Annotated in this window: 10 protein-coding genes, 1 tRNA gene and 2 pseudogenes; 3 read left to right on the top strand and 10 right to left on the bottom strand. The window is 37.1% G+C overall.

Features of this window, described 5'->3' with window-relative positions; all coding sequences use genetic code 11:
* Positions 1-51: 51 nt before the first annotated feature.
* Positions 52-633 (bottom strand): hypothetical protein, encoded by a 582-nt coding sequence (locus AC012T_RS00240; protein WP_487062222.1) that lies wholly within the window; start codon positions 631-633, stop codon positions 52-54.
* A gap of 106 nt (positions 634-739) precedes the next feature.
* Here AC012T_RS00240 and AC012T_RS00235 point away from each other — a divergent pair, with 106 nt between their 5' ends.
* Entirely contained in the window at positions 740-1,297 is a 558-nt protein-coding gene (locus AC012T_RS00235) for a Uma2 family endonuclease (protein ID WP_487062220.1), read from the top strand.
* A gap of 126 nt (positions 1,298-1,423) precedes the next feature.
* Here the strand turns inward: AC012T_RS00235 and AC012T_RS00230 are convergent, their stop codons facing one another.
* From AC012T_RS00230 to AC012T_RS00190, 9 genes and pseudogenes are all read right to left on the bottom strand, one after another.
* Positions 1,424-4,660 carry a type ISP restriction/modification enzyme gene (locus AC012T_RS00230; protein WP_487062218.1) on the bottom strand — a complete coding sequence of 1,079 codons (3,237 nt, stop codon included), beginning with the start codon at positions 4,658-4,660 and terminating at the stop codon, positions 1,424-1,426.
* Positions 4,661-4,683: 23 nt separating this feature from the next.
* Positions 4,684-4,914 carry a putative toxin-antitoxin system toxin component, PIN family gene (locus AC012T_RS00225; protein ID WP_487062216.1) on the bottom strand — a complete coding sequence of 77 codons (231 nt, stop codon included), beginning with the start codon at positions 4,912-4,914 and terminating at the stop codon, positions 4,684-4,686.
* The gene (locus AC012T_RS00220) at positions 4,911-5,075 is read right to left on the bottom strand and encodes a hypothetical protein (protein WP_487062214.1); all 165 of its coding nucleotides are present in this window, start codon (positions 5,073-5,075) and stop codon (positions 4,911-4,913) included. The genes AC012T_RS00225 and AC012T_RS00220 overlap by 4 nt, the downstream gene beginning before the upstream one ends.
* Before the next feature lie 83 nt (positions 5,076-5,158).
* Positions 5,159-6,406, bottom strand: coding sequence for an ISL3 family transposase (locus tag AC012T_RS00215; protein ID WP_487060023.1), 1,248 nt, complete (start codon positions 6,404-6,406; stop codon positions 5,159-5,161).
* A gap of 275 nt (positions 6,407-6,681) precedes the next feature.
* Positions 6,682-7,906: pseudogene (locus tag AC012T_RS00210) on the bottom strand (IS4 family transposase).
* 325 nt (positions 7,907-8,231) lie between these two features.
* Entirely contained in the window at positions 8,232-10,118 is a 1,887-nt protein-coding gene (gene ftsH2, locus AC012T_RS00205) for an ATP-dependent zinc metalloprotease FtsH2 (RefSeq protein ID WP_487062212.1), read from the bottom strand.
* 484 nt (positions 10,119-10,602) lie between these two features.
* Positions 10,603-11,094, bottom strand: a complete 492-nt coding sequence (locus tag AC012T_RS00200; protein ID WP_487062210.1) for a hypothetical protein — start codon at positions 11,092-11,094, stop codon at positions 10,603-10,605.
* Positions 11,095-11,231: 137 nt separating this feature from the next.
* Positions 11,232-12,667: pseudogene (gene gltX, locus AC012T_RS00195) on the bottom strand (glutamate--tRNA ligase).
* 81 nt (positions 12,668-12,748) lie between these two features.
* Positions 12,749-12,822: transfer RNA gene (locus tag AC012T_RS00190), tRNA-Asp, on the bottom strand.
* Positions 12,823-13,152: 330 nt separating this feature from the next.
* Here AC012T_RS00190 and AC012T_RS00185 point away from each other — a divergent pair.
* Positions 13,153-13,572: an NUDIX hydrolase gene (locus AC012T_RS00185; RefSeq protein ID WP_487062208.1), complete on the top strand. Its 420-nt coding sequence runs from the start codon at positions 13,153-13,155 to the stop codon at positions 13,570-13,572.
* Positions 13,573-13,611: 39 nt separating this feature from the next.
* A complete protein-coding gene (locus AC012T_RS00180) occupies positions 13,612-16,107 on the top strand; it encodes a hypothetical protein (RefSeq protein ID WP_487062206.1) in 2,496 nt (831 codons plus the stop codon).
* Positions 16,108-16,245 lie beyond the last annotated feature (138 nt).

Raw genomic sequence — 16,245 nt, 5'->3', positions numbered from 1 at the left:
ATTTTGCATAAATCCTATAACTGAGATGTAAATTTTAGAAATTACCAAATTTTAACTACATCCCTCTACAAATTCAACTTCTGGTAATTTACCTGATCTATACCTAGTTACCCGCTGACCATCAGTTTCAAAAACAACTCTATAATTTTGGTCAGCCTTATCCTTGGGTATTAAAGTTAGGTAATGTCCCTTTTGAATATATTCATGTTGTGTAACTTTAATTTGTCCAGGATAAAGAGATTTAATTCTCGCTTCAGTATCACCAATTTTTGCACCTGAAACTGTAGTAACTCTTGGATCATCTATATCCACCCTAGCAATAACATCACTCGTGACATATTTCTGACGACTTTTAGCATCATCTTTTGTCACCATAAATGATATATCTTTGAGTTCTCCTTCTCCTTGAAGATAGTAACAGCCATCACTTGGAGAAGCGGAAATATATAAACGAACACCAGCAGCACCAGCAGCTTCAGGAAGATTCATCCCTGCTTTTACCGCACCAATACCATTAATAGTCACTTTTGATTGACTGGTTAATTTTGTCTGTGCAGTCACCATTCCCACTGTGAAAATAGAAGTTGTGAGAGTGATAGCGACAATAGTTAATAATTTGCTTTTGCTATTCATAGTATTTTGGGAAATTTGCTATATTTAAATACAATACGAAATTAGATATTTCGTATTTTTGTTTTTTTCAAATCAAATCAAATATTAAATTAAAGCGGAGGTGACAATGACTCTAAGTTTAGTCAGACACCAATTTAACGTTCAGCAATATCATCAAATGGCTGAATCTGGAATTTTAACAGAAAATGACCGAGTAGAATTAATTCGGGGGGAAATGATTGATATGTCACCTATTGGGACGAGACACGCAGGTTGTGTAAATAGATTAGTCAATCTACTGATTCAGCTTCTGGGAAAGCAAATAGTTCTTGCACCGCAGAATCCCATAGAATTGGATGAAACTTCTGAACCACAACCAGATATAGCATTATTGAAACCGCGTCCAGATTTTTATAGAACTTCACACCCCCAACCAGAAGATATATTTTTGTTAATAGAAGTTGCCGATACAACGGTAAAATATGATAGAGAAATAAAAATTCCTTTGTATGCAGAAGCGAATATTACCGAAGTTTGGTTAGTGGATGTTAATCAGGAAATTATAGAAGTTTATCGAAATCCTCTTCAGGGAGTTTATCAAGATGTACAGAAATTTGTAAATAATCAAGTTTTATCAATTTTAGCTTTTCCTGATGTGAATATTAATGTAAGTGAAATATTTTAAATTGCAAACAAAACTGTTGAATTTATAATTGCGTAGGTTGGGTTGACATAAGGAAACCCAACATTTTTATGATTTGGTTGAGTTGCGCTATTCGCTTAACCCAACCTAAAATTTGATCATGAATATTTATTCTATGGGAAAACTAGGAATTAAAGTATCAATTTCCTGCATTAACCGCAATGTTTCTGTTAAAGCGACAACAATTTTTTGATATTGTATAACTTCATCTTCCGATAATACAAGACTGGCGTTTTTTCTATCTTTTAACCATTTATCTAATACTTGATATCCACCAATTTTAAATTCCCAAATGTGTTGAGGAATATCTGTAAAATAATTCTGTTTATTTATATAAACTCTTTGCAATTCTAAATTATACGTAACTTCGCTAACTTGATTATCTTCTATTGCTTGATAGGTTGTAATTAAATTATTGAGTCTATCAGATTTCATCAAATGTAAATTTACTAATTCTTCTCCTTTGATAGCTAATTCATGAAAAAGTTTTTGGTTACTGGTTAAGGGAAGATGAGGAAAATCAATCTTCAGAAATTCTGCGTATCTAGTGCGATAGGTAGGACTATGAAAAATAGCATAAGCATAGTAAAATATTTCTTCTGGAGTTGGTATTTTACCGAGTTTGTTTTTGATGGCTTCTAAGAATTTTGGTGATAAATTAGGAGTTCTTTCTATAAAAAGGTTTGTTTGAGCATTTTCTGTATTGGGGTAAGTATAAAGAGGGAAATAATAGTTATATTCTCTGGAATTAACTGACATTGTATTACCATCACCAATAGTATTGGTTACTAAACAATGTTTAAATCCTATCTCCTTTTGCTGACGAGACAAAATCAAAGCGAAGTTATTTAATATCAAATTATTCATAACCTCTTTTCGGAGTCTTTCACAGAAAACTTCACTAAAAAAAATATATCTTGTATCAAAAGGACGATATAATATAGGATAAATTAATGTTTCAATATCTACTTTAATTAGTAATTGTCTGGCTTTTGCCAAATTATAATTACCAGATTCTTTTAAAGAATACTTGGTTTCAATCTCATCTTGAGTATTATTTAAGTTTAAAAAATCTTTTATACGATTCAATAAAACCTGTTTATCAAAATCAATTACAAAGTGATCTCTATGTGTCTTAATTCCACTAGAATTTATAGGAAAAATATCTGCAACACTCCAACCTTGATTATATTCTGTAGCTAAATCAAAATCTTTCGGTGCAAAGAAGTAATTAGGTGCAGTTGGTTGTAACTCTATCCAATCAACATTATTTAAACTTGCAGATTCTAAAAACAGATATTTATCCTCACGACTTCCCCACAGATCATAATATAACACTTTTGCGATTTCTTTAATTCCATCTCTGGATTTATAAGCAGTAGAAAAATAATCAGGTTCGCTTTTTTCTCGCACAGCAATTAGAATAGATACCCCTTGTTGAATATCAAAAACATTTTGGTCAACATTTCCATCTGGTGTAGTTTCTTTTAATAAAGAATTACCATGTAAATCCATAATATATAATGTATCAAAATACTTTAATAACTCCTCTCTCATACCTCGATGAATTAAACCATTGAGATAGGAATGATTAGTAATAAAACCAATAATTCCATAACCTTTAGGTGTTTTTTGAATTTGATATTGAGCAAAACGAATAAATCTAATATAATCATCATCTAAAGGTTGGATATTCTTTTCTTTTTCTAACCTCACCCTACCTTTATATAATTCCAAAAGTTCCCCAATATGGGTTAATTCAGTAATGGTTTTACCAGCTTTTCCGGTTTTATAAATCCGATTCCAAACTGAACCCGTATATTCAACATCAGCTAAATATCGTTCTTCTTGATTTAAGATTCTTTTGCGTTTACTCGCATTTTGGGAACTAACAGAATAGGGAGGATTTCCTAATACCACCATAACAGGAATTTCGCTTTTTACTTTTCCCGCTTGACTGGATTCTTCAGCAATAATTTGTGTGATTCCTGGAATCAAATCACCTTGTTTTATTCCTGCTTCCAACGCATTAGTTAAATAAACCTTTAATCTTTCTTCTGGTGCAAACTTATAACCTAAATCTTCTAATAATAAACCTAATTTTAAATGTGCAATAGTGTAGGGAGTCATTAATAACTCAAACCCAAAAAGACGATTGACAAGTTTTGCATCTCTTAAAAATGTATTCCATTTATCAATTCCATATTTAGCGACATTATCCCGAATTTGTTTAATAACTGCATATAAAAAAGTTCCTGTTCCTGTTGCGGGGTCAAGAATTGTGACTCGACGATTTCCTAAACCATGTTGTAGATCAAAAATTTCTTCATCCACTAAAATATCATTAACCGCACGCACAATAAAATTAACTACAGGTTCAGGAGTGTAATAAACTCCTCTACTTTTTCTTAATGAAGATTGATAAGCAGCTAAAAATGTTTCATAGAAATGAATAACCGGGTCTTCTGTGCGGGTTTCTCGACCAAAGGTTTCTAAAATATTGGTCATGTCAACTGTATTTAATAATTCTACTAAATTTTCAATTGACTTGTGAATTTTGCTGACACTATCTGTCGCAACAACTATATCAAATAAACCTTTCAAAAAAGGGATTCTATCACTAATATAAATACTTGCGGTTGTCCGGTTAAATGTAAATTGTCCGGGATTTTGTGCATGACTAATTCTCGCAGTAAATAAACCATAAGCAATAGTTTGAGCATACATATCAGCAAATCGTTGATTATCTATATCCAGAATCAATATTGTTTTAAATGTTTCTTTTAATTGATTTAATTGGTCGATGCTTTCTTCTATATCTAAAGCTGATTCAATCGCATTTCTAATAGTTTTAGTATAAGCTGCCATTTCTTGAGCCAAATCATAATAGTTATTAATATCTTTGGCTTTTTGATCAAGAAATAATTGCAGTAATTCTGTGATAGGTTGTAAATCATCAACCAGAATAATCTCATCTTGTTCTAAATCAGCTAATTTTGCAGTTTTTTCACATTCTCCATCGACATACCAACGAAATTCTAGATAATTATTTAAAATCAAATTATAACCAATATTTGATTCTAAATAACGCTTTAGTTGCTCTATTTTTTCTGTTTTACTTAAATCAACATTAATATCCTTAGCTTCTATATATCCCAAAACTCTGTCATTCCTTCTGATAGTAAAATCAGGAATACCTTCTTGATTACCCTTTTCTTCAATTCTGGCATTAATACCAATCATTAAACCTTCAATCAGACGCTGTAAACTAGGGTAATGACTACGTTCTCCACCACGTTTAATATTGTCCTGTAAGTCTTGAATATAGTTATTAAAATCAGTCATAAGTAGCAGGAAATATAGATAATTTAAATTGTAATCCTCTTCAGAAATCTCTTATTACTAATTCTGCAAAAAGCGAAATAGTCTGTTAATTTAAATTTGCGTCTATTTAACACCTGCTGATACTCTGCTAAAATCTCTTCTGAAACTATCCATTGATAATCAGGTTGATTAATAATCCAATTAATAACAGATTCTGGTTTTCTTCCAGATATTGCCGCAGATACTAAAATATTAGTATCTATGATAATTATCATTCTCCTCTCCGATAAGCTGCAATTTCTCCATCAATTTCTGCATCAGTTAAAGGATTATCAGCGTGCAATTCCTGGATTTCTTGACATAATTGACTAAATTCTTCAGCTAATTTTTGTCTGTGGGTATCTGTTTGATAATTCTTCTTTATTTCCTGCGTCATTTTAATTTTATCCTCTAGTAATTTTTGTGCTGTTTCTCCTGAGAGAATTGTAATTATGGCTCTTCAGTAGTTGCTATGCTAAACTAATAATATAGATGCCAATTAAGTAAACATCTAACTCGGAAATTGTCAAAGTTTCTAAACCCATAACTAGAACGTTTGATCAGCTTAAGTTTGTTATTAATTCCTTCTACAGTACCACTAGTTGTTCGGTTATCAAAGTAAGCAATAATTTCATCAAACCAACGAATAATAGTATTGTTACTATTTGGGAAATATTTTTTAGCTTTTGATAGCCACATACCCAGTTTAAAGACTCCCGTATACCAATCACGAGTATTATTAAAAATCGTTCTAATTTTCTCTTTCAGTTCATGCATTACTTTCAATACAGGGGATACATTTTGAACTTGAATAAGTTTGTGTAATTGCTCCTCATTTAAATTCTCTTCATTCTTAAGTAAGGGATATTTACTATTTTTCAGACCTGATAATATTTGTTCATATTTAGATTTTTCTTCTGCTGAATTTGCTTTTTTAATTAACTCTTCTACGCTGCGTTTTTCTTTTTTTCTTTGTGTATCTAGTTCTTTATTTATCTGTGCCATTACATGAAATCTATCTGCTACTACCTGGGCATTTGGCATTAATTCTATGACTAAATTTTTATAGCCTTGCCACAAATCTATACTGACTTCTTCTATTTGTTCTAAAACCTCAAATCCCCATTCCATAAAAGTTTTCTTGATTATTTCTTGCGTACGTCCATTTAATATAGTAATTAGTTGAGATGTATCTAAATCTATTAAGACTGCACAGTAATTACCTTTGCCTTTAATCAGAGCTATTTCATCAAGTCCAAGTCTTTTTAAGTTCAGAGGTTTTAAATTGGGTAATGTTTCGGATGCATCTTTTAGCATCCGTTCTATTTCTTCCGTTGTCACTATACCTTTTGACGCTACACTATGAATATCATTCTCTAAAACTTCTTGTATTGTCTTATGTGCCAGTCGCTTTGTAAAAGTCCTTTTTTTTCTGACAAAATCTAGGTCTTCGCTAAACGGTTTTTTACATACAGCACATTTGAACTGTCGTCTATTAATTTCTAAAAATACTGGCTTTTCTCCAAAAGGTAAGTCTTTAATAATGTGGTGATGGTTTTGATGTAATTTATGGCTTTTTGTGCCACAGTTGGGGCAAGTACCATATGACTTTTTTGATTCGGTTTGTAAAATCATTCCAATCCCACTATGAAGACGATGTGATATGACTTTTACATCATCTAAATCAAGAAGCTCTGTGAGAATTTTAATATCTCTTTTGCCAGTCATAACTCTAACTTTATCTAAAAATACGGTTAATTGTATTTATACTTAACAATATATATTGTTCATATGTCAATACCTGTAAGACTTTTAGTCAGTTTTTAATATGTTTTTTAATAGTATTTTATGCCTACTGCTAATAATTTGGCATAATAGGTAATGAAGAGCCGTAATTATTTGACTTTCTTGATTGAGATGCTGTCTTTGGGCTAAAGTTTTTAAAGCATCGGTAATCACTTCATTAGGTGTTTTATATTTACCCTTAACGGGTGACAAGGTAGCTAAACAGCTTGTTTCATAAGGGATAGAGCCTGAAAGCCACGTTGAAAAAAGAGGCGTTTATGAGGCTTGAGCTCGATTAAGTTCAGAGCTAAATCAGCCCATAATTCCATGCCATAAATCCAGAGTTGTCCGTAGAGAGAAAAGCTAAAATGACTCTGGCGTGGGTACTTGTCCAGATGTTGTTGAATACGTCCGGCATAAGTTTCTATACCTAGTTTTTTCATCCGTTGACCGTGCATAGTAGCCAAACTATAAGCAATGATAATCAATAATACTAAAGCTAAAAAACGTGTTTCATTGACTTTAGTATCCTCTAAATTATAACCACCAGTTTTACTATCCTTAAAGAATTGCTCAATTCCCCATCGGCATCTATAGAGACATAGAGTTTGTTTAAGATTTGGCAGATTTGTCAAGATATACCAAGGTTCTTTTGGTCCTTTATTTCTATATTTTCTCTTCCAATAAACAGCAATATTAAATAAGCCTAATTCATCCCCTTTGCCACATTTAACTTTCTCATAAAACTTCGACATTCCTGGCTTAAATCCTTGATTTTTCAAAACTTTATATTCAAGTCCTGTTTGTTCTTGAAAATAGAGGTTTTTCTTCTGACGTAAAGCAAAGTATACTCCTTGCTCCTCAAGCCATTTAGCGAGCTTTTGGGCTATGAAATTCTCTATCCGCTAACACCACAATTCGACATTTTTTCAACAACTTTATTGCCGTCTTTATCAATCTTTTCTGGGTTTGTAAATTACTGTTTCCAACATGATTTAATGTTTCCCAATATAATGGTAGGGCATGAGTACCCCATACCAATGTTACCATAAATATATTTCTTCCTTTCCACTGTGTTCTATCCAGTGCCACCATCCAATAACCATATTTTTGATATTGCTTTTTTTGAAAATAACGGCGCTGTTCTCGATTCAGTTGTTTTGGTGTTAACGATTGTCTAATCCAATATTTTATCAACGGAAACCATAATAATTTTACGCAGAGTTTCCCTATTGCTAAAAATCTTTGTAGATTGCGTTTCCTGCTTTCATATTGAATTGGTTGGGGAAACAAACTTGCCAATTTTGACAGTTTTACCTGGCGATGAGCTTGTATCAATAGCAACAATATCTCCAGTGTTAAATACTGCTGTTCACTCAAATGCTTTCGGAAAATTGTTTGATATGTACGCCTTTGGCGGGGCGAAGCCCTATGTGGTAACATTTTTTTTGTTTTGGGGGCTTCCTTGCCCCTATTTTTCCCCCCCCTTATTTTCTCAAATTATTGCCACATCTCATCTTCAACCCCCTTGTCACCCGTTAAGATATTTACCAGTTTGTAACTGTTCCTTCAATAACTTTTCTTGTTCTGAATCCAGAATAATTTGGATCATATTTATTCCGTTTTTAGCATTTCTCTATAATTATAACCTTGACAAAGCCGCAATTGTCTGATGAATTCCACGCTCCTATTTTCGGTTTTGTTTCACAAATCGAAAAAAAAAGGGACGGTATCAACCATCCCCATCAATTTCAAATCTAATTAAAAATTACAGTTGCGGTACAAACTGTGACTTATCTGGTACGACTGTGTACTCAGCAACAATCTGACGGAACTCTTCACCGTCAATGGTTTCTTTTTCAATCAACAGATCAACCAAACGATCTGTAACACTGCGATGTTCACGGATAATCTTTTTAGCGTTATCGTAACACTCTTCTGCGATCGCTCTGACTTGAGCATCAATCCGAGCAGCAATAGAATCAGAATACTCTGAACGTGTTGTCCAGTCACGACCCAGGAACACTTCTCCCTGTTGGCTTTCCAGTGAAAGGGGACCTAAATCAGACATCCCAAACCGTGTTACCATTTGTCGTGCCATTCCTGACAACTGTTGCAAATCTCCACCTGCACCAGTGGTAACTTCAGAAGCACCAAAGATGACTTCTTCCGCTGCACGACCACCCAAAGCACCAGTAATTCTGGCTTTGAGTTGAGAACGAGAAATTAAACCTTGTTCTTCGTTAGGCATAAACCAGGTTAAACCCTGTGCTTGTCCTCTAGGAATCAGGGTAACTTTCTGTACTGGGTCATGGTCTTTTAACAAAGTACCCACCAAAGCGTGACCGATTTCATGGTAAGCAATCAAGCGCTTACTCTTGCTGTCTACCAAAGGAGTGCCTTCCATACCAGCTACTACCCTATCCACTGCATCATCAATTTCAAGCAGGGTAATGCCTTCTTTACGTCTTCTAGCGGTGAGAATTGCAGCTTCGTTGAGGAGGTTAGCTAAATCTGCGCCGGTGAATCCAGGAGTACGCCGGGCGATCGCTTCCAAGGATACACTAGGATCTAATTTCTTGTTCCGTGCATGGACTTCTAGAACTTCTAAACGTCCTTTAATGTCGGGTGCGTCAACAGTTACTTGTCTGTCAAAACGACCGGGACGTAATAACGCAGAGTCTAAAACATCAGGACGGTTGGTAGCAGCAATAATAATAATGCCAGTATTACCTTCAAAACCATCCATTTCGGTCAGCAGCTGGTTGAGAGTTTGTTCTCTTTCATCATTACCACCACCGATACCTGCACCCCGTTGACGACCTACAGCGTCGATTTCATCAATAAAGATGATACAAGGAGCATTGTCTTTAGCTTTCTTGAACAAGTCGCGGACACGGGAAGCACCCACACCCACAAACATTTCTACAAACTCAGAACCAGATATAGAAAAGAATGGTACACCCGCTTCACCTGCGATCGCTTTTGCTAGTAAAGTCTTACCAGTACCAGGAGGGCCAATTAACAGCACACCCTTGGGAATCCGAGCGCCAACAGCAGTAAATCTTTCTGGCTGTTTGAGGAAAGTCACAACTTCTTGCAGTTCTTCTTTCGCTTCCTCAATCCCAGCGACATCATCGAATTTTACCCCAGTTTTCGCCTCCATTTGGAAACGAGCGCGGGATTTACCGAAATTCATCGCTTGGCCAGGGCCACCAGGGAGGTTGTTAGAGCGACGGAACAAAAAGAATAAACCAGTAATCAATAATACTGGGAATACAAGATTACCCAACAATCCCCAGATTGCGCCATCATTACGCATGGGATGAGCATCAAAACTGACTTTGTGTTCTTTGAGTTTGTTAATTAACTCAGGAGCATTAATAGGTAAATCTACCCGCCAACGTTGGATGCGGTTTTCGATATCTTGGTCATTAGCTTCGATAATCGCGGTTCTACCACCGTCGTAAAGATCCACATTGGTGACGCGGTCTGCATCTAAGTATTCTAAAAAGCGACCATAAGTCATGCGAGTATTAGCCGCATTCTTACTTGTATCCGCAGGAACATTTGCAAAAGCTCCTTGCCAGAAGAAAAAGCCAATTACCAAAGCAAGCACTGACCAGAGTGCTACGACTTTCCAAGAGAATTTCATCTTTTAATTTACCTCTAGATGCCAATACGACTAATTAGCTTTATTCACCAAATACCCAGTTTCAAAAGTATCAAGTTGTCAACTTCGATCTTTCGTTTTTCCTGGATTGGTGACGCTGCTGTGTAACGGATGTTTATAAATCCATTTTGTTTAATTGGATGTCTGATCACCGTTTGGGGATAACCAAAAGGCTATTAAGTCCCTATGGCAGATCCGTCACGCTTATCAAAAATCTTAATTAAAGTTAACTTAATTCTCATTTTAATACAAATGCAGGATTGTCGAGACAAGGTGAGTTTTTTCCCCGTCCTTCTCTTATCCTCAAAACGAGTGAAACCTTTAACAGTTATAGGTTTAGACTTCAAAAAGCAGATTTTATATTTTTGGCACTCCTGCTCCAGAAGGTATATATCTGGACAAGACTCCGTCTCTTGTGGATGAAACAAATCCAAAATCCAAAATCCAAAATCTAAAATTCGTTGACCTACTTAACTTCTGTGATTTTTAAAGTGTAGGGTAAATATTTTCCTTTTTCGTAGGAACCGACCCAAATTTGGTAAGTTCCTTTCAACCACTCACCCACAATGCCGGGATTTTTACCATGAAAATCATCATTGCACCAAACACCACCAGGGCCTTTAATAATCATGGTGGTGTCCGCTGGACTTTCTACTTGCACTTTTAGGTAATCGAATTTACTTATTAATTTCAGTGTATGATCTGGGGCTTGATCTACAAAGCCAGCGCAAGGGCCTGTTGGGGTTTCTTTCCCACCCACTTCGCTTGCCCTCACTGAACCACCACTCATCCCCCGCACTTTCAAAGGATCGGGTGAAAATTTGGGTTTGATGGTGATATCCCCAAAAATTGGTGGCGCTTCTTGAGCATTAGCAATCTTATCAATTATCGGTGTGATGCAGAGTGTAACTATCATCAATGATAATTTAATTCTTATATTGAGCGCTTTTCTAGGCATTGCATTACATTCATTTCTAAGTAATTTTTAAGACATAGATTTTACATACCAAGTTCCCAGGAGTCAGGGGGCAGCAGAGGGGAATAACTTTCTATCTATTCCCTATTCCCTTCTTACTGTCACCTGTCACCTGTCACCTAAATTATTGCTTGATTTAACCGAGGTTTATCTAAACCGATTTGATTTAGTAATAGCCATGATTGGATGAGATCGGGCCATGTACATCTCCTGTTAAGGCGGCTCGGAGCGATCGCATAACTAAGCCTTTTTTGACTTTTTGCTCTTTCACCACTTGTTTAATTATTTCTTGAGCGCTATCTGCTGACAGTTCTGATTGATTTTCCAAAGCTGTAATAATACCTTGCAGTGTCGCTTTTACCCCTTCTTGCTGGAGTTGAGCCGAACCTTCTTCGGTTAATTCTACCCCATCGGTAAAAAACATTTTGCTCATGGCTACAGCATCCACCAAGCGAGTCAGACTAGCAGCAATTAAACTGACTAGTTGCTCTAACCAAGGACGCTCTCTACCACCCGAAAATGTATATCCAGCAGTTTCCCAGAAAGGTATGAGCAAATCTGTGAGTTGATCTACTGGCATATTATGGACATATTGACTATTCAACCAATCCAATTTATCCCAGTCGAATTTAGCCCCGGCTTTATTCACACGCTCAAAGGTAAATTCTTTGGCTGCTGCTTCCAACGTGAAGATTTCTTGAGTAGAATCTGGAGCCGACCAACCCAACAAGGTCATATAATTAACCAGACCTTCAGCAGTAAAACCCATTTTCTCAAAGTCAGAAATAGAAGTTACTCCATCCCGCTTGGAAAGTTTGCGTCCTTCTTGATTCAAAATTAGTGGTGTATGGGCAAATTCAGGGATTTTTGCACCTAAAGCTTCATACAACAAAATTTGTTTAGCGGTGTTGGCTATGTGGTCTTCTCCGCGAATGACATGAGTAATTTGCATATCAATATCATCGACAACGACGACAAAGTTATACAGTGGTTGACCAATCCCTTCAGCAGAAGCACGAGCGATGACCATATCACCACCCAAATCACTTCCGCGCCAAGACATTTGACCTCTTACTAAGTCATTCCAGACTATTTCCCGTCCGTCGTCAATTTTGAAGCGAATGACAGCGGAACGTCCGTCAGCTTCAAAAGCGGCGCGTTGTTCTGGAGTCAGATTACGGTGACGGTTATCGTAGCGGGGAGCTTCGTTTCTAGCTTTTTGCGCTTCTCTCAGTGCATCTAGTTCTTCTGATGTGGTGTAGCAACGATAAGCTAATCCTTGATCTAGCAGTTTTTGTACTGCTTCTCTGTAAAGATGTAGGCGTTGAGATTGAAAAAATGGCCCTTCATCCCAGTTCAATCCCAGCCAGCGTAGTCCACTGAGGATATTATCGGTGTATTCGGGGCGCGATCGCTCTAAATCTGTATCTTCAATTCTCAGGATAAACTTCCCGCCGTGGTGACGGGCAAATAAATAATTGAATACAGCAGTTCTGGCTGTACCAATATGTAAATTTCCAGTTGGACTCGGAGCAATACGAACTCTAACACTCACAGTTAATTCTCTCTTTCACACAAAAAAACAATTAGGGGCGTATTACAATACGCCCCTTATCTGTAACTTACCACTTTTTAACGGGACTGACGGGGCTCGAACCCGCAACTTCCGCCGTGACAGGGCGGTGCTCTAACCAATTGAACTACAGTCCCTTGCTTTTCGCAACTTAACTATTGTTGCCTTTTTTTTTCTACTTGTCAAGTAGTTGGGAGCTAAAAATTCAGAAATTGATAATTTTTCCTTTTTTTTGCTTCCGCGACTATAACATAGCACATAAATGGCTGTTGATTAACCCTCACGGCAGAAAAAACGAATTACTACAGACTCAGAACTCATCAGAATCAGGATTTACTCAACTGGTTTTCTCAAAATGATGGCTGCGGAGACCGGAGGGATCATGGTGCAACTTACAAACACGACTATTACCCAATTGCGATCGCAATAACTAAGATATAAAGGTTGATTTATAGGAAGCTACTCGAATGGCCCAAAAAAACACCAAAATTTTGCAACAATCAGGAGTCATTCCATATCGTGTAAAAGATGGAAAAATTGAAGTTTTATTGATCACCACACGTAAGCGTCAAAATTGGGTAATTCCCAAAGGAGGAGTGTGCAAGGGAATGAGTCCACATGATTCAGCCGCAAAAGAAGCCTGGGAAGAAGCAGGAGTGATTGGACAAGTGAACACTGAGAAATTGGGCGCTTATAAATATCAAAAAGGTGGTAATACTTATCGAGTAAACTTATTTTTGCTACCAGTAGAGAAAGTCTTAGAAGATTGGCCAGAAGCAGCCCAAAGAGAACGTTTGTGGTTAGAGATTAATCAAGCTGTCATGTTAGTCAAAGAAACTTCCCTGAAAAGAATTTTGAACAATTCCAAAAGCCAAGTAAAAATTTAAAATTTAAGATATAGGAATCCTATTAGATTCCTGCGTGGGATGATGGAATTGTTGCGATCGCTCACTATTTCCGATTTAGAACCTTTTCTAGCTGACCCGACACAGCTTAACAATCAATCTATTGCCTTACAACTAGCCGTGGCCAGTTATTCCCCAACCCCACGCCCCTTGTTAGAAGTCTTAGTTAATAGTCCCCATGCGATCGTTTCTGAAGCTGCACAATTGCACATCAACTGGGCAGGAGAAATCAGTGAAAATGGGCAGAATGCCGTTGAGGAAGTCTTAGAATCGCGCTATTTGGGGCAAAATGACAAATTAGCAGTCGAACTGCTCAAAATCGCTCCCGTTCCCCCTTGCTTCCTCAGTGAGTGGGTTCCTAACCGATATCTCATTCAAGCCCTCAGTAACCCTTATTTACCGCTACGATATCACCTCCAGTTACTAGAACGGTTAGCAAAAGAACCCAGCCTAGAACCACGTTTACAAGTCGCAGAAGATCCTCAAACCCCGTTGACGTTATTAGAATCCTTAGCGGGAGATTTGGAGTTAGCTATTCGTCTCTCTGTGTCATATAATCCCGGTTGTCCACCGGAATTAGTGCGCTTAGTGCAAGAACAGCATGAGATAGCGAGTGATTGGGATACAGATGTAGAACAATTAGCAAATTTAGCAAAAAGTCGTTGGGATTGCATACGTTTAGCAGTGGCAAAAAATCCCTCAACTTCTCAAGAAACCCTGCTGGCTTTGGCAGAGGATAAAGTCTTTAAAATTCGCTTGGCTGTGGCGCAAAATTCTGTCACGTCAGCCCAAGTTTTGGCGGTATTAGCAGCAGATCAGGAAATTCAACCTGCGGTGGCGTGGCATGACGTGGTAGTACGTCAAATAGTTGTAAATAATCCTAGCTTACCTGCTTTAGAACGCTATCGGTTATTAGTTGCTCTTGAGCAAAAGCGGGAAATAGCAGAAGCAAATCAACTCCTTGCCAATCGTCTTAACAGTTCCTATGGTTTAGCACAAATTCTTAAAACTGGAGATCAACAGTTTAAACTCATCGCAGCCAGTAGCAACAAAACTCCAATTCCTATCCTTGAAAAACTAGCAAAAGATCGTGATGCCACCATTCGTCAAGTTGTCTGTCAAAATCCTAACTTACCGCTTTCTGCTCTCTTGAAACTCACCCAAGATGAGAATGTGAATGTCCGCTTGATTTTGGTGCGTAATCGTTCCAGTCAAATAGAAATTTTAAACCGATTAGCTCAAGATGAATCAGAATTAGTGAGGGTAGAAGTTGCACGAAATAAAAACACTCCCGTAGAAATATTAACTCAACTCGCTCAAGATTCGAGCATAAGTGTATGTAAGGCACTAACTGGCAATCAGAATACACCTGTAGAAGTTCTCGAATTTTTGGGAGTAGAAAAGCAAATTGCTAGTGTTTACAATCTTAAAACTCCAGGAAATGCCTTAGCAGCAGTAGTAGAATTTACTCTAAAAAATAGTTATACACAAAAGAAAGAGTTCGAGTATTTGCTCAGAAATCTAGAAGGCTCTCAAATGCCCGCCAGTACCCTCGAAAAATTATCAACGAACACAACTTCATGGATTAGATCAGACGTTGCCCATCATCGCAATACTCCGTTGTCTGCATTGGAAAAAATGATAGATGATACTTATGAACCTGTTCTTTGGGGTATAGCCAGAAATCCTAATAGCTCACCACAATTGCTAGAAAGATTGCTGAATAAAGATGATGAAGAAATTGCTGGTGCAATAGTAGAAAGAGATGAAATTCCTGTCAATTTAATGGCAAGGTTGTTAGAAAATAAGTCCCAATATGTTCGTGAAGTTATAGCATTAAGTCATAATCTTCCTCCAGAATTGATGGCGAAAATAATTGCGACAGAACCAGAAGAAACTGTCTTAATTTCTCTTGCTCGTAACCCAAATCTAACATCAGAACTATTAACTCAATTTATCCAGCATTCTAATGCAAATGTGCGTATTGTTTTAGTCCGCCATCCCAATTTAACCGCAACTCATTGGCAACAATTAGCCCAAGATAGAGCATTGCCAGTCCGCGAGGCTGTTGCTGCTAGTGAGAATGTGCCGAATCAGGTTTTAGAGCTTTTATCAACTGATGAAAAAGTAGAAGTGCGTCGTGCTGTAGCGAAAAATCCTCACACTCCACCTGCGGTGCGTGCTTCTTTGGAAGATTTAGTCAGTAACCCAACTGTACGCCAAACCCAACCCAGTCCTACACTACGCGGTTTGAGCCGGATATACAACCCCCAAACAGATGATTTAGCAACAGTATTATCGGAGTATGTCGAGTCCGATGTTCCTTTTGTGCGTTTGGTGGCTTTGTTGCATCCTCTCACCCCTGCTCAAGTCTTGCAACAGGGAGCGCAATCAGCATCTTGGCTAGAACGTTACGCAGTAGCAGATAATCCAGCGACACCAACAGAAATTAAACAACAGCTTACCGAAGATAGCAATCAAATTGTCAGAGCAGTAGCGATCGCAAGTTTAAATTAAGTATAAGAGGATAAATTCATGAAACCTGAAACTGAGCAACGCTTAGGAACACTGGAAGTGCTTTTGGAAGAAGAAATACGCGGCTCTTCATTACCTATTATGCCAAATTATTAGCAGTAGGCATAAAATACTATTAAA

Source organism: Anabaena sp. EIM26, assembly GCF_057568715.1.
Note: the sequence above shows the minus strand (reverse complement) of the source record. Positions and strands in the feature narration are given on the sequence as shown.

Coding starts and splice junctions, on each gene's coding strand:
- AC012T_RS00240 (WP_487062222.1), bottom strand. CDS start 633: ATGAATAGCAAAAGCAAATTATTAACTATTGTCGCTATCACTCTCACA.
- AC012T_RS00235 (WP_487062220.1), top strand. CDS start 740: ATGACTCTAAGTTTAGTCAGACACCAATTTAACGTTCAGCAATATCAT.
- AC012T_RS00230 (WP_487062218.1), bottom strand. CDS start 4,660: ATGACTGATTTTAATAACTATATTCAAGACTTACAGGACAATATTAAA.
- AC012T_RS00225 (WP_487062216.1), bottom strand. CDS start 4,914: ATGATAATTATCATAGATACTAATATTTTAGTATCTGCGGCAATATCT.
- AC012T_RS00220 (WP_487062214.1), bottom strand. CDS start 5,075: ATGACGCAGGAAATAAAGAAGAATTATCAAACAGATACCCACAGACAA.
- AC012T_RS00215 (WP_487060023.1), bottom strand. CDS start 6,406: ATGACTGGCAAAAGAGATATTAAAATTCTCACAGAGCTTCTTGATTTA.
- ftsH2 (WP_487062212.1), bottom strand. CDS start 10,118: ATGAAATTCTCTTGGAAAGTCGTAGCACTCTGGTCAGTGCTTGCTTTG.
- AC012T_RS00200 (WP_487062210.1), bottom strand. CDS start 11,094: ATGCCTAGAAAAGCGCTCAATATAAGAATTAAATTATCATTGATGATA.
- AC012T_RS00185 (WP_487062208.1), top strand. CDS start 13,153: ATGGCCCAAAAAAACACCAAAATTTTGCAACAATCAGGAGTCATTCCA.
- AC012T_RS00180 (WP_487062206.1), top strand. CDS start 13,612: ATGATGGAATTGTTGCGATCGCTCACTATTTCCGATTTAGAACCTTTT.